General features: G+C 44.3%; 11 protein-coding genes. 4 read left to right on the forward strand and 7 right to left on the reverse strand.

The genetic code is table 11. The features are described from left to right. Positions 1 to 46: 46 nt before the first annotated feature. Complete coding sequence (gene lptD, locus QF117_RS07760) at positions 47 to 2416, reverse strand: LPS assembly protein LptD (protein ID WP_282388457.1); 2370 nt, start codon at positions 2414 to 2416, stop codon at positions 47 to 49. Positions 2417 to 2561: 145 nt separating this feature from the next. Between lptD and djlA the strand changes: the two genes are divergently transcribed. Then, a complete protein-coding gene (gene djlA, locus QF117_RS07765; protein WP_282388458.1) occupies positions 2562 to 3410 on the forward strand; it encodes a co-chaperone DjlA in 849 nt (282 codons plus the stop codon). A gap of 85 nt (positions 3411 to 3495) precedes the next feature. Here djlA and QF117_RS07770 read toward each other — a convergent pair whose 3' ends face one another. The 5 genes from QF117_RS07770 to QF117_RS07790 form a co-directional block, all read right to left on the reverse strand. Next, positions 3496 to 3885, reverse strand: a complete 390-nt coding sequence (locus QF117_RS07770; protein ID WP_282388459.1) for a RidA family protein — start codon at positions 3883 to 3885, stop codon at positions 3496 to 3498. Between the two features lie 189 nt (positions 3886 to 4074). Further along, positions 4075 to 4536, reverse strand: a complete 462-nt coding sequence (pyrI, locus tag QF117_RS07775) for an aspartate carbamoyltransferase regulatory subunit (RefSeq protein ID WP_017034488.1) — start codon at positions 4534 to 4536, stop codon at positions 4075 to 4077. An 11-nt stretch (positions 4537 to 4547) separates the two neighbouring features. Next, positions 4548 to 5480 carry an aspartate carbamoyltransferase gene (gene pyrB / locus QF117_RS07780; RefSeq protein WP_282388460.1) on the reverse strand — a complete coding sequence of 311 codons (933 nt, stop codon included), beginning with the start codon at positions 5478 to 5480 and terminating at the stop codon, positions 4548 to 4550. A gap of 274 nt (positions 5481 to 5754) precedes the next feature. Then, the gene (argF, locus tag QF117_RS07785; RefSeq protein WP_282388461.1) at positions 5755 to 6759 is read right to left on the reverse strand and encodes an ornithine carbamoyltransferase; all 1005 of its coding nucleotides are present in this window, start codon (positions 6757 to 6759) and stop codon (positions 5755 to 5757) included. Between the two features lie 142 nt (positions 6760 to 6901). After that, positions 6902 to 8278 carry a PhoH family protein gene (locus QF117_RS07790; RefSeq protein ID WP_282388462.1) on the reverse strand — a complete coding sequence of 459 codons (1377 nt, stop codon included), beginning with the start codon at positions 8276 to 8278 and terminating at the stop codon, positions 6902 to 6904. Between the two features lie 480 nt (positions 8279 to 8758). Between QF117_RS07790 and rapA the strand changes: the two genes are divergently transcribed. From rapA to QF117_RS07805, 3 genes are all read left to right on the forward strand, one after another. Then, positions 8759 to 11665 (forward strand): RNA polymerase-associated protein RapA, encoded by a 2907-nt coding sequence (gene rapA, locus QF117_RS07795; protein WP_282388463.1) that lies wholly within the window; start codon positions 8759 to 8761, stop codon positions 11663 to 11665. Between the two features lie 154 nt (positions 11666 to 11819). Then, a complete protein-coding gene (gene rluA / locus QF117_RS07800) occupies positions 11820 to 12557 on the forward strand; it encodes a bifunctional tRNA pseudouridine(32) synthase/23S rRNA pseudouridine(746) synthase RluA (RefSeq protein ID WP_282388464.1) in 738 nt (245 codons plus the stop codon). Between the two features lie 113 nt (positions 12558 to 12670). Beyond that, on the forward strand, positions 12671 to 13639 hold the full coding sequence (locus QF117_RS07805) for a D-2-hydroxyacid dehydrogenase (protein WP_282388465.1): 969 nt from the start codon (positions 12671 to 12673) through the stop codon (positions 13637 to 13639). Between the two features lie 22 nt (positions 13640 to 13661). On the opposite strand, the gene QF117_RS07810 is transcribed toward QF117_RS07805, so the two are convergent. Then, positions 13662 to 14390 (reverse strand): transporter substrate-binding domain-containing protein, encoded by a 729-nt coding sequence (locus tag QF117_RS07810; RefSeq protein ID WP_282388466.1) that lies wholly within the window; start codon positions 14388 to 14390, stop codon positions 13662 to 13664. Between the last annotated feature and the right edge of the window lie 59 nt (positions 14391 to 14449).

The following is a 14449-nucleotide window of genomic DNA, read 5'->3' on the forward strand; positions in this document are numbered from 1 at the left end:
CAGTATGGGTTAGCAGCAAGGTTAACCAGGCTGCTAAAAGTCAAAATTAGTTATTTAAGAAGAACGGTCGTCCATAGCCAAGAGCATTGCCTGAACTGGCGGCTCCTGCTGCACTTGAATCGGAGCCAATCGTGGTGCCAAACCCGATGATACCAAAGTTGATACCCAGATTTTTTTCATAAACAGGGGTGGCACTCGGATCATTAACAAAATCACCGTTCCAGCTAATGATTTGGTTGCTGTAAGTAAAGCCTATGTACCAGCAGTCATCTCGATAACTGAGTGTCGCAAGCCACTCTAGGTTTTCTTCCGTGGTGAGGTCATAAAAATATTGTGCACTGGCGTTCCATTTGCTGCTTATTTGATAGCCACCAAGCAAGCCCGCTTGAGAAATGCCCTCTTTAGTGATGGAATCGATATTGAAATCGAAATCGACAGTCTCTTCTATGTATTCTTTGGTGACATAACGATAGTTGGTTTGAATGTACCCCCCGGCAAAGCGGTACTCCAGTGTACTGTTACCCAGCTGCACGGTACTTGAATCAATATCGTATTGAATACCACCGTGATAAAAGAGGTAATCATCGTAGTTAAAGTCCATTTCAACCGCCCAAGCTGAATAATTGGTTGATTGAGAGCTATTCGTTGAATTACTTAACGAAGAATTTTTGGTGTCTTTATCAAGGTAAAAAATCTGACCAAATGAGATATTCAAACGTTCTTTATAGGCATCATCAAAGAATCGAGAGGAAGCACCATAACTAAATTGATTCGCTGCGGCTATTTTATCCACACCACTGTATTTTCTACTACGAAACAGTCCGTAGTAATCGGTTTGCAGCAACGTGGTATCGTAGTTGCCGATAGCATTTTGATCTTTTTCTGGCACATAGAGATATTGAACTTGAGGTTCTAATGTCTGTGTATAGCTGTCTAAGACAATAGTATCACGCTCTAGAACAACCCCCGCATGGGTACGAAATTCTGGTATTAAACGAGAAACACTCTCTTCTAAGTCGGAATTAAGCACATCTGTCAGATCCTGTTGATAGTAGGTTCCGAGTAATCTTGCTTCTGTGGTCCAGGTACCCCAGGTATTGGCAAGCGGGACAGTCAAACCAGGTTCAATATGAACACGCATTGCTGATGGTTGATTATCAGCGTCGGTTTCAAATCGTGAAATATGGCTGATTAAATCAAAATCTAAATGCGTCATTAGCTCTGGTGCGTAGTAATTAAACTCGACCTGAGGCATTAACCGATAAGGCAAATTTCCGCTGCTGGTGAGAACCTGGAAATCACGGACTAAAACTGACGTATCCCAAGCTTCACTTCGGTAAGTGGCTTGACCTTCTTGTAGGAGCTGGCCGTCTTCTCGGTTACCTATGTCTGACGAAACGTGGCTAAAGTAGGCAATATCACTGACTTTAGAGAAGTCGATATCAAATTTCCACGCTTGTTGAAAGATTCCGCTGTGTTGGTATTGGAAGCCCCAGCGATCGCCGTAGTCGGTGTACTTTTTATCATCTGGTAAGTACTCAGATTTAAAGGTGCCGTAACCTAAATCTGACAAGTAACGAAACTCACTATTGAGTTGTGTGCCTCGCTCTTGCATATATTTGATCGTGGTTTCGAGATCATAATTGGGGGCTAAATTCCAATAAATTGGCACATCCATCTCAAAACCATCACTGGATCCATACCCTACGGTTGGGTACAAAAAGCCGGTCTTACGGGTGTCACCAATCGGTACAGTTAAGAATGGTAAATAGAACACGGGAACGTTTTGAATCTCAAAGCGAGGATTATAGAAGGTGGCCTCTTCTTCGTTTTGATCGATATCGATACTTGATGCACGCATTCGCCACGATTTATCCCCTTCAGGGCAAGAGGTAATACTGCCATCTTCTATTTCATAGACGGCTTTACCGGTTTTGGCGATAAAGACCGCCTCTCCACGACCAGGTTCGCATAAAAACTGATACTGAGTATTCTCTGCGGTGAGCTCATCAGTCGTGAGATCATTGGTGGCAGTATCCGAAATCGTCTTAATTTCCCCATCACTAAAATGAACATTCCCGTTTGCCACGACAATATTATCTTTTTGATGCAAAGTGACTTCATCTGCGGTCAGGCGCTTTTTACCCTGAGTCACAACAACGTCGCCTTTGTATACCGATTTGTTGTTATTTAATGCTTCAAGAGCATTGGCTTCGACATCAATCGGCAGCTCATTTGGATTTTCTGCATCAGGTAGATTGACCAAGCATTGGTCAATAGGGTCTAATATTTGGCATTGTCCGAAAGCAGGCATTTCGAGCGCATCTTCATCTAATACCGTCTCAGCACTAGTCTGAGGAACGAGAAAGGCGGTACTGATGGAAGCGGCAATTAAAGTGCGAGGAAAAAATGGCATCGAGTTTTACTGTCCTGTTGAACTTGATTTATCCGGTGATTGGAACCCGAATTTTAGAATACGGCTCCTATCATAAAGGAATTTAATGCTTACGGCACTATCAGACCACTTTGTGGCAAAAAAATTCAGAGATTGAGAGCACATAATGCATATTTTTGGCAAAATTCTGGGCGCTTTTTTTGGCTTCCTATTTGGCGGGGCGTTCGGATTGTTTTTTGGACTGTTCATCGGCCATCAATTTGATAAGGCGCGCCGTCTAAATCAAGCGGGTTTTAGAGGTGGCGCATTTGGTTCAGGGCCAAGCCAAACTGAGCGACAAGGTGAATTCTTTAAGGCGGCTTTCGCGGTAATGGGGCATGTTGCGAAAGCAAAAGGTCAAGTGACAGCGCAAGAGATTCAACTTGCAACGACCATGATGGAGCGCATGAACCTGCATGGTGATCAGAGACGCTCAGCTCAAGACGCCTTTAGGGACGGAAAAGAAGCCGGCTTTCCATTAGACAGTGTGTTAGAGCGAGTGAAAATATCCGCTGCAGGTCGTTTTGATTTATTGCAGTTCTTCCTGGAGCTTCAAATCTCCGCTGCGTTTGCTGATGGTGATCTCCACCCGAGCGAGCGAAATGTATTACACAAGATAGCAAAAGGTTTAGGGTTCTCTTCGGCACAATTAGAGCAGCGCCTCCGAATGCAAGAAGCCGCTTTTCGTTTTCAACGTGGTGGTGGATCGCATCAAGGCGGTCATCAACAGTCAGGTGGCTGGCAGCAAGCAAATCAAGTGGATCAGATGGCGGCGGCCTATGATGTGCTTGGTATTAGTGACAGCTCCGAGTCGAAAGAGATAAAACGCGCTTATCGAAAGCTGATGAATGAACATCACCCTGATAAATTGATGGCAAAAGGTCTTCCACCAGAAATGATGAATGTCGCGAAAGAGAAATCACAGGAAATTCAAAACGCTTATGACCTGATAAAAAAGGTAAAAGGGTTTAAGTAAACCGTTTCACTATCTAGATACAATGAAGGCGAGCATTCTATATAAAATCGTGCTCGCCTTTGTCATTTTATAACCATTGAACGCACTATTTGCGAACAGCAATCGCTTCAATTTCAATGCCCACATCTTTTGGTAGACGAGCAACTTCAACGCATGAACGAGCCGGGTAGTGAGCGACATTATGCTCATCAAAGAACTGTCCGTACACCTCGTTGACTGCGCCAAAATCGTTAAGATCTTTAACGAAAACGGTCATTTTCACAATATCACTCACGGTAAGGCCTGAAGCCTCGACAACCGCTTTAACATTTTCAAGAGACTGACGAGCCTGCTCTGTAATTTCAGTAGAGACTTCACCTGTTACTGGGTTAACTGGGATTTGGCCTGAAGTTAACACCATATTACCTAGATCTACACCTTGAATATATGGGCCAATGGCTGCAGGAGCAGAGTCAGTATGAAGAACTTTTGTCATGTTATTTATTCCGTCAGTAGAGGGGAAGATGAGCACTCAGTGTGCCGTGAATTTGATATGACGTAAAGAAAAAATCCCTTATCAATCGTCCACGAGAAGTGGTTCATGACAAGGGATTAATACGACCTATTGCGAATAGAAATGAACGTGATGCCTTGGCGTTATTCGCTTTAAGCTAGTCGTTTTTATTTATCTTTCCGTTACCACTTCTCTGGAGAACACTTTTTCGCAGTATTTGCATTTAAGGCGGATATCTGCGTTTTTCTCAATAACACTAAAGCTGCTTTCAACGGGCTCATTGTGGGTAATGCAATTGCTGTTTGGGCAATTAAAGACATCGTTGACCTGCTTAGGTAGCTCTAGCACCAATTTTTTAGCAACTTGATATTCTTCAATTTGATTGACGGTAGCGTGTGGTGCGTAAAGTGCTAACTTGCTTGCTTGATCTTCGTCGATAAAGACATTTTCAATCTTGAGCAAGTCTTTAGCACCTAGCGCTGATGAGGGAAGATTAAGACCAATCGTGACACGTTGATTGGAGTTATGCATATCGAACAGTCGCAATACTTTAATGCCAATCTGTGCCGGGATATGGTCAATAACAGTGCCGTTTTTAATTGCTTCAACCTGCAATTGAGTTTCTTTAGACATAATAATTTCCTCTATGACAGGTTTTCGTTAAGAACAAGTGCCAGCAAAGCTTCGCGCGCATAAACACCATTTTCAGCTTGCTCAAAATAATAAGCGTGAGGCGTTTTATCAACATCGGTCGTGATCTCATCCACGCGTGGCAGTGGGTGCAGTACTTTTAAGTTCTCACGTGCCCCCTCAAGCATGCTTGCGGTTAGAATGTACGCAGATTTAATGTGTGCGTATTCTGATTCATCAAAACGCTCTTTTTGTACACGTGTCATATACAAAACATCCAGCTCAGGGATGACGGTTTCCATATCGGTATGAAGGCTGTACTGAATGTTCGCTTCGTCCAACTCTTCACAGATATAATCCGGCATTGCCAGTGCGTCTGGTGCGACGAAGAAAAAGCGGACGTTGGAGAATTTGGCTAACGCTTGTGTTAACGAATGAACCGTGCGGCCATATTTTAAATCACCGACAAAAGCAACATTGAGGTCATCTAATCGACCTTGTGTTTCTGAAATACTAAATAAATCCAGTAAGGTTTGAGTCGGGTGCTGGTTTGCACCATCTCCCGCATTAATCACGGGCGTGCCATTGGAAAACTCAGAAGCAAGGCGAGCTGCGCCTTCTTGTGGGTGACGCATGACAAAAGCATCAACATAAGAAGAAATAACCTGAACGGAATCGGCCAGTGTTTCCCCTTTTTTTGCCAAAGAAGTATTCCCACCGCTGTCAAAACCAATCACATCACCACCGATGCGTTGAATGGCGGTTTCAAAGGAAAGTCGGGTTCGTGTCGAAGGTTCAAAAAAACAGCTAGCGATGACTTTGTTTTTAATCAGTTCAGGTTGAGGATGAGATTTCAACTGACCGGCTGTATTAACTATGAGTTCCAGCTCTTCACGAGAAAGCTCTGGAATCGAGATAATATGCTTTTGATAAAGCGAGTTTGCCATGTTCTTCTTCCCTATTTTGAGTGTTCTTAGACCACAAAAAAGCCCCCCATAAATGGGAGGCTTCAAAAAATTGAGAGAATTACAAAAAGAATGACAGAACCGCTAAGCTTGGAAAGCAGTCGCAGTTTGCAAATTGTAATATCGTTGAATCTGTAATATCGCTGAATCGTGCACGATACTGACGCCATCATTTGGTAATCCTCTGACAAATTGCCGAGCATTATACGCCTTCATTCAATCTGCGCAAGCGATTACGTCAAGCTTTAATGACACTCTATTGGCCCAATGTAGCAACCATGATCGCCTTAATAGTATGCATGCGGTTTTCGGCTTCATCGAACACAATAGAGTGTTCAGATTCAAAGACTTCCTCGGTCACTTCTAACCCCTTCATGCCATATTTTTCCGAGACTTGTTTACCAATAACCGTCTCATCGTTATGAAAAGCGGGTAGGCAATGCATAAACTTCACATCTGAATTCTGCGTAAGAGCAAGTGTTTGAGCATTCACTTGATATGGGGTCATCTTAGCGACACGCTCATCCCATGCCTCGGCAGCTTCGCCCATTGAGACCCAGACATCGGTATAAAGGAAATCACACCCTTTAACGCCTTCCTCCACATTTTCCGTTAATGTGATTTTTGCGCCGGTTTGATGCGCGATTTCTTGGCAAGTCGCGACGAGCTTTTCTTCAGGCCAGTATTCTTTAGGTGCCACCAATCGAATGTCCATGCCCATTTTAGCGGCACCCACCATCAAGGAGTTGCCCATGTTGTTTCGCGCATCCCCAAGGTAGGCAAAACTCATTTGATGCAATTGCTTTCCTTTGCCATGTTCCAGCATGGTGAGGAAATCCGCCAAGATTTGAGTGGGGTGGAATTCATTGGTTAAGCCATTCCAAACGGGCACTCCCGCATGCGCTCCTAATTCTTCAACGATCTCTTGACCAAAACCACGGTACTCAATGCCGTCGTACATGCGACCCAGTACCCGTGCGGTATCTTTCATTGACTCTTTTTGGCCAATTTGTGAACCCGAAGGGCCAAGATAAGAAACTTGTGCGCCTTGATCAAAGGCCGCGACTTCAAAGGCGCAACGTGTTCGAGTCGAGGCTTTTTCAAAGATCAAAGCAATGTTTTTTCCGACCAATTTTTTTTGCTCGGTTCCTGCGTATTTTGCTCTTTTTAAATCAGCCGAAAGATCGATCAAAAACTGGATCTCTTTAGGGGTAAAGTCGAGAAGTTTAAGAAAGTTACGATTACGCAGGTTAAAAGCCATAAAATGAGTCCTTGAAAGATGCTTTATCTAGGGGATTAGTAAAACATATAAATGCACCTTTTGTGAATAATTATTTTAAAATAAAAAAGAGGCACGGTGAGTGCCTCGCTTTGTAGAGGGGGGGCAATAGGGAGGTTATAAACTATAGGTTTTCTTCAGCGAATTCCGCGAGTCGACTACGAACGACCCCGTTTAAGTGTATGTTGGCGCTGCCTTCAAAATTCTTGAATCGCTCGACCATATAGGTAAGCCCTGATGTTACGGGCGTAAGATAGTGGGAATCAATCTGAGCAAGATTACCTGAGCAGACGATTTTGGTGCCTTCCCCACAGCGGGTGATGATGGTTTTGATTTGAGATGCGGTTAAGTTTTGGCATTCATCGAGTAAGACAAAAGCATTTTGAATGGATCGACCACGCATGAAGTTAATGGATTTAAATTGAATATTGGCCTTATCACAGATGTATTTCATCGACCCTTCGGTGCAGTGGTCATGTTTATGCAGCGCCTCTAGCGTGTCGGTGATAGCAGCAAGCCAAGGCATCATTTTCTCTTCTTCACTGCCGGGCAAGAAGCCAATAGATTCACCGATATCAGGAGTGTTTCGAGTCACAATGATTTTATCGAACATCTTCTTCTCAATGGTTTGTTCCAGAGCGGCAGCCATCGCCAACAATGTCTTACCACTCCCTGCTGCCCCCGTTAAGATGACCAGATCAATATCAGGGTCGAGTAGGGCATCCATCGCCATGCCTTGATAGATGTTTTTCGGCGTGATGTCCCATGCACGTTTATGCATCATTCGTTCGCGGCTGAGATCTTGTAGCGTGATGCTGTCATCGGATATTTCGGCCACTCTAGCTGCAAAGTCACTCTCTTCGTCGATGATGTATTGATTGATGAATGTGGGTTCAAAGGGTTCACGATCGAGAGTGTGGAAGGTTTTTCCTCCAAGAGATTGACTGTCGACTTGTTCCACGCTTTCCCAGAATGCGCCTTTACGTTGTTGAAAGCCTTTGGTTAGGTATTGAACATCGTCAATGAGTTGATCGGTACGATAATCTTCAACAAAACGGACACCCGCGCCTTTGGCCCTTAAACGCATATTAATGTCTTTGGTGATTAAGATGACTTCTCGGGGAGCGTGCTTGGTTTGTAAATCGAGTACCGCATTGAGAATACGGTTATCACCTGCTTTATCTGCAAAGGCTTTGACGGTTTCCTGCAATTCAAAATCAGCCACAATAGCAATAGAACCGGTTGCGGCTATCTCTTTGGAAAAGTGAATTCCTTCTGAAATCTCATCGGGCGTAGCGTCTTTGAAAATGCCTTCTAAAGCACGAATGGCCACTCGCGCGTCTCGAGCTACATCTCGCTTACTGTCTTTGATTCGGTCAAGCTCTTCAAGCACCGTCATGGGAATGAGCACGTCATGCTCTTGAAAGGAGTAGATAGCAAAAGGTTCGTGAAGCAGGATATTGGTGTCAAGAACGAATAGTTTTCGATCGGTATCAGTCATAAGCATCTCCTTGCCGACGGGCGGCATTGCTTAGCAATCTTGCTTGCAGAAGAGGGCAGAGTGATAACGCGTTTGAAGATGCGTCGCACCTGGCACTATAAGCCAAGCCCTACAACTGCAAATCCGTGTTGATCTATTTCTATACCTAGTGGATCTATTTCTAGACATAAAAAGCATGATTTGTGCCATAAATGACCATTTTGATACAAATTCATGCTTATTCATTAACGATTATAGCAACACTCAAAGACACAAATGACATGCTTTTCTTACAGTTTGATGGCGGGCTAATTTCTATTAAAAAATCCGTTGATACCTCGTGACCTATATCACAGCTTCAAGTAAGATTAGCGACCTTTTTTGGTGTGGATTTTTTCATGATTATTCTTTTTGGGTCATCCTTTTTATGCCCGTACTGATGAAATACAAACTAAGATAACAAAGAATATTTTCAATTTTGAATAATGAGGTAGTCGATTCATGACATTTGCTTTGGGCCAGCGCTGGATCAGCGATACGGAAAGCGATTTAGGTTTAGGTACCGTGGTAGCAATGGATGCTCGTACAGTGACATTGATGTTTGCCGCGGCAGAAGAAAATCGTGTATATGCACGCAGTGATGCTCCCGTGACCCGAGTGACATTCAATGTCGGCGATGTCGTTGAAAGCCAAGAAGGTTGGTCTATCAAGGTAGAACAAGTCGAAGAGAATAAAGGCGTTTACTTCTACCTTGGCACACGCAGTGATAACGACGAAGAAGTGATGTTGCGAGAGATCATGTTGAGCAATAATATTCGCTTCAATAAACCTCAAGATAAGTTGTTCGCGGGTCAAGTCGATCGCATGGATAATTTTGTGTTGCGTTACAAAGCATTGACTAACCAGTTTGAGCAGCATAAGAGCCCAATGCGTGGATTGTGTGGCATGCGCGCCGGACTTATTCCTCACCAGCTTTACATTGCTCATGAAGTCGGTCGTCGTCACGCTCCTCGTGTTTTACTTGCCGATGAAGTTGGCCTAGGTAAAACCATTGAAGCCGGCATGATTATTCATCAGCAGGTATTATCTGGCAGTGCGGAACGCATTTTGATCATCGTACCTGAAACGCTTCAGCACCAATGGTTGGTGGAAATGATGCGTCGTTTCAATCTGCATTTTTCAATTTTTGATGAAGAACGCTGCATCGAAGCATTCGCGGAAGCTGAAAATCCATTTGATACTCAGCAATACGTACTGTGTTCTTTAGATTTTATTCGTAAAAGCCGCCGACGCTTTGAACAGGCGCTTGAGGCTGATTGGGATCTTTTGGTTGTCGACGAAGCGCATCACCTCGAGTGGAGCCAAGATAAGCCGAGTCGTGAATACCAAGTGATCGAAGGGCTTGCGGAGAAAACAGCGGGAGTGCTGCTGCTAACCGCAACGCCAGAACAGCTTGGCCGAGAAAGTCACTTTGCTCGTTTACGACTGCTTGATCCTGACCGTTTTTATGATTACGAAGCGTTTGTCCAAGAAGAAGAGCAATATGCGCCTGTCGCCGATTCCGTTGCCGCATTGTTTTCAGGTCACAAACTGGAAAATTCTGCAAAAAATCAAATCACTGAGCTGCTATCTGAGCAAGATGTGGAGCCTCTTTTCCGCATTATTGAAAATGATGATCATGAAGACGCCAAAACCGCTGCTCGCCAAGAGTTGATCGATAACCTGATGGATCGTCATGGCACAGGTCGAGTGTTGTTTAGAAATACACGCGCTGCGATCAAAGGGTTTCCTACTCGTAATGTGCATTTGCTACCAATGGATATTCCAACGCAATACGCGACCTCTATGCGTGTTTCGGGATTGATTGGCGGTAAGATGACGCCTCAAGCTCGCGCTTTAAAAAATCTCTACCCAGAAGAAATCTTCCAGGAGTTTGAAGGTGATGATGCGAGCTGGTGGCAGTTTGACTCTCGTGTTAACTGGCTGATTGACAAAGTTCAGGAAAAACGCAGCGAAAAAATCCTAGTCATTGCTTCTCGTGCCAGTACCGCATTACAGCTAGAGCAAGCGCTTCGCGAACGTGAAGGGATCCGTGCTACGGTTTTTCATGAAGGCATGTCAATTATCGAACGTGACAAAGCGGCCGCGTATTTCGCTCAAGAAGAAGGCGGAGCACAGGTTCTGCTGTGCAGTGAAATTGGTTCAGAAGGACGCAATTTCCAGTTCGCCAACCAACTGGTGATGTTCGATCTACCGTTTAACCCAGATCTACTTGAGCAACGTATTGGACGTTTGGATCGTATTGGTCAGCAGCGAGATATTGATATTCATGTTCCGTACCTGAAAGGCACGTCTCAGGCTATTTTGGCACGTTGGTTTGACGAAGGTTTAAATGCATTCAGAGAAACCTGTCCGACAGGACGTGCGGTGTATGATAAATATTCAGAAGCATTGATAGACATGCTGGCCTCTGGTGATGTCGAAGCGCTTGATGAGGTGATTAAGGAATCATCGAAACTCAATAAAGAGCTAAAGTCTCAATTAGAAAATGGTCGAGATCGATTGCTTGAAATGCACTCTAATGGTGGCGAGAAAGCGCAGGCCATTGTGGAGACTATTTCTGCAACTGATGGCGATACCAATCTGGTCAGTTTTGCATTGAGCTTATTCGATACCATTGGTTTAAACCAAGACGATAAAGGTGAAAATGCACTGGTTGTGACGCCATCAGAACACATGATGGTTCCAAGCTACCCTGGCTTACCTTATGAAGGTGCGACGATCACTTTTGATCGTGAAACCGCACTATCACGTGAAGATATGAACTTTATCAGTTGGGAACACCCAATGATTCAAGGGGGTATCGACTTGTTGATGAGTGAAGGCGTGGGGGCATCAGCGGTTTCGTTATTGAAAAATAAAGCGCTCCCTGTTGGTACCTTACTGTTAGAGCTTATCTATGTCGTGGATGCACAAGCACCGAAACGCAGTGGTATTACTCGTTTCTTACCGCAAACCCCAATTCGTTTGATGATGGATGGGCGCGGTAATGATCTTTCCGCTCAAGTAGAGTTTGACAGCTTTAACCGCCAACTTAGCCCGGTGAATCGTCATCTTGCTAGCAAACTGGTTTCTTCAGTACAAAATGAAGTCCACGGTTTGATTGAGGCGGGTGAAAATCTGGTTGCTGAAAAAGTGGAAGCAGTGCGAGAGCAAGCCCAGAAAGAGATGTCAGCAAGCTTGAATGGTGAGTTAGAGCGCCTGCAAGCCTTGAAAGCGGTGAACCCGAATATCCGTGATGAGGAAATTGAAGCGATTGATGCACAAATCAAAGAGCTGACTGTCTATATTAGTAAAGCTCAGGTTCAATTGGATTCATTACGTTTGATTGTGGTTAGTCACCACTAAACCTGCGTTGCTTTGATCAAAGCTCGCGATATCACTGCTTCTAATAGAAAGGGCTATTTGTTTTTCTGTTAGAAGCATTTTTCTTTTAGAGTTAGACGCATTTTTGGTTAGAGACCATTTGTGTTCTATTTTTAGTCCATGTTGAGACCTTGTTATGGCGATGCTCGAATACACCCCACCGACCGACCCTTGGATTGATATTGTTTATGAAGATAATGACATCTTAGCGGTGAATAAGCCCTCAGGTCTTCTTTCTGTCCCCGGTCGCCTGGCTGAGCATTACGACAGCATGTGGAGCCGCTTGGTTGCAGAATACCCAGAGATTCAGGTTGTTCATCGCTTGGATATGTCGACCTCTGGTTTGATGCTGTTGGCGAAAAACAAACAATCAGAGCGGTCTTTGAAGAAACAATTTCAGTACCGTTTAACGCACAAAATTTATTACGCGCGAGTTTGGGGGCAGGTAGAGCAGGAAGAAGGCGAAATTGATCTTCCCCTTATCTGTGATTGGCCCAATAGGCCTAGACAGAAAGTCTGTTTTGACGATGGAAAACCCTCGCAAACCCAATACCAATTGGTAGAGCGTGAAGCTCAGACCTCCATAGTTAGGCTTCTTCCCATCACTGGGCGCTCTCACCAACTTCGAGTACACATGCAAGCGTTAGGTCATTCGATTGTTGGTGATGAATTTTATGCCAATTCAGAGGCGTTGGCGTTTAGCTCTCGATTGGAACTGCATGCCGCTGAGCTGAGCTTCTATCATCCTTCTACTCATCAGCGACAAACCATTTTTGTACCGTGTGACTTCTACCCAGGTGTTGACGCGCAAATTTTGCAACACTTTGATTGCCCAGAAACGCTACCAGACTATAAAGCACTACCGCGCTGTTGAAGCAGCGTGTCATTGATATCTTGCAATTAAGACCTTGCAATTAATACAGTGCAGTCAGGACCGTGTAATCAATGCCGACCATCTATCATCGTTCATAACTCCGAGGGAACAGAATGCCTTTGCCAACCGTCGTCTTTCTAGATAGAGCAACCGTCCCAAAGCAGATAACCATTGCGCCTTTGCCTTTTGAACATCATTGGCTTGAATACGAGGAGACTTCACCGGATGACGTTGTTGAGCGTCTAAAACATGCCGATATTGTGTTGGTGAATAAGGTCGTTCTTGACGCTAAGCGTTTATCGAAATTGCCTAACCTTCGTTTAATTGCCGTCGCAGCCACGGGTTATAACAATGTGGATGTAGATTATTGTCGAGATGCCAATATTGCGGTCACGAATGTTCAAGGTTATGCCACGCAGTCTGTACCTGAACATGTGATTGCGATGCTGTTTGCTCTAAGGCGAAATCTGGTGGGTTACCATCAGGATATTCAGCAAGGGGAGTGGCAACGTAAAAAGCAGTTCTGTTTCTTTACTCATCCTATTGGGGATGTGGCGGGATCAACATTAGGCGTTATCGGTAGTGGTGCATTAGGTCAAGCGACGGCTGCATTAGCCAAAGCGATTGGAATGAAAGTTGTCTTTTCGGAGAGAAAGGGCTTATCAAGCAAAGACTGTCGAGAAGGTTATTTACCGTTTGATGAAGTGCTCCAGCAAGCCGATGTGATGACATTACATTGTCCGCTAACCACTCAAACACACCACCTTATCTCAACGGCTGAATTTGAAAAGATGAAGCCAACCGCTATTTTGATTAATACCGGTCGCGGAGGGTTAGTTGATGAGCAAGCGTTGGTCGACGCACTGCAATCTGGCATGATCGCTGGAGCTGGGGTGGATGTCTTTACTCAAGAGCCTGCTGATGAGCATAACCCGCTTTTGGCGAATGCCTCTATGCCTAACCTTATTTTGACTCCCCACGTTGCATGGGGAAGTGACTCATCGATTCAAAAGTTGGCTAATATCTTGATGGATAATGTGGTGGCCTTTCATGAAGGCCGTACACAAAATAGAGTGGTTTAGGTTAGTTTATCAGTCTTGTGCTTTAGTCGGACACCTGGCTTGCGTTCCATTGTTTAAGCCCTTGATTGAAAATCTCGAGTAACGCTTGTCCATTTGGGCTTTGTTTTGAAAATAATAGGAAACTGTCATTACTCAAAAAAGGTTTAGGGTGGTAGGTAATACTGTCTTGCACCTCTTTCGGTTGTTGACTTAGGTTATACATGCCTATCTGTCTTTCCTCTGGGTACAGATCGATTCTTTGGTGTTTTAGCCGCAGGATATTTTGGCTAGGCTCTTTAACTCGACTCATGCTAACTTGTTTTGAGTCGATGAGTTTATTGAGGGGTTCTCCGTAGCTGTAGCCTATGCCACCGCCAAGCTCTTTTCCTGTTAAGTCTTCTAAACTAGACCAGCTAAACGGGTTTTCTTTATTGTAGAAAAAGACAAACTCTTCTTTTGCAACCGGATCGCTATAGTAGAAGTGTTCAGTTCGACTTTCATCAAACATCCATACCGCCGTTGCGTCGAATTCGCCTTCTTGTGCTTTCACGTAAGCTCGTGTCCAAGGATAGAACTCAAATTCTACGGTATAGCCTTGAAGGGCAAAAACATCGGTAATCGTTTTCCCGACCGAGCCAAAATTGTCCAGGTTCTTTCCGATAAACGGAGGCCACTCTCCCGCTGAAATCTTTATGATTTTAGATGATGTAGAATCATCAGCAAAAGAGGGAAAGGCCAACATTAATACGCTGAGTAATAGGCTAAGTTTCAAAGGTATATCCTCATTTCAACGAGTGTTATCACCTAAGCCTAGGAGAGAATATTGGTTAG

Origin of the sequence: Vibrio sp. YMD68 (assembly GCF_029958905.1) — a bacterium.
Lineage (GTDB): Bacteria > Pseudomonadota > Gammaproteobacteria > Enterobacterales > Vibrionaceae > Vibrio.

What these genes read in the sequence shown, in the direction of transcription:
- lptD (WP_282388457.1), bottom strand. Translation starts at nt 2,416, where the DNA reads ATGCCATTTTTTCCTCGCACTTTAATTGCCGCTTCCATCAGTACCGCC.
- djlA (WP_282388458.1), top strand. Translation starts at nt 2,562, where the DNA reads ATGCATATTTTTGGCAAAATTCTGGGCGCTTTTTTTGGCTTCCTATTT.
- QF117_RS07770 (WP_282388459.1), bottom strand. Translation starts at nt 3,885, where the DNA reads ATGACAAAAGTTCTTCATACTGACTCTGCTCCTGCAGCCATTGGCCCA.
- pyrI (WP_017034488.1), bottom strand. Translation starts at nt 4,536, where the DNA reads ATGTCTAAAGAAACTCAATTGCAGGTTGAAGCAATTAAAAACGGCACT.
- pyrB (WP_282388460.1), bottom strand. Translation starts at nt 5,480, where the DNA reads ATGGCAAACTCGCTTTATCAAAAGCATATTATCTCGATTCCAGAGCTT.
- argF (WP_282388461.1), bottom strand. Translation starts at nt 6,759, where the DNA reads ATGGCTTTTAACCTGCGTAATCGTAACTTTCTTAAACTTCTCGACTTT.
- QF117_RS07790 (WP_282388462.1), bottom strand. Translation starts at nt 8,278, where the DNA reads ATGACTGATACCGATCGAAAACTATTCGTTCTTGACACCAATATCCTG.
- rapA (WP_282388463.1), top strand. Translation starts at nt 8,759, where the DNA reads ATGACATTTGCTTTGGGCCAGCGCTGGATCAGCGATACGGAAAGCGAT.
- rluA (WP_282388464.1), top strand. Translation starts at nt 11,820, where the DNA reads ATGGCGATGCTCGAATACACCCCACCGACCGACCCTTGGATTGATATT.
- QF117_RS07805 (WP_282388465.1), top strand. Translation starts at nt 12,671, where the DNA reads ATGCCTTTGCCAACCGTCGTCTTTCTAGATAGAGCAACCGTCCCAAAG.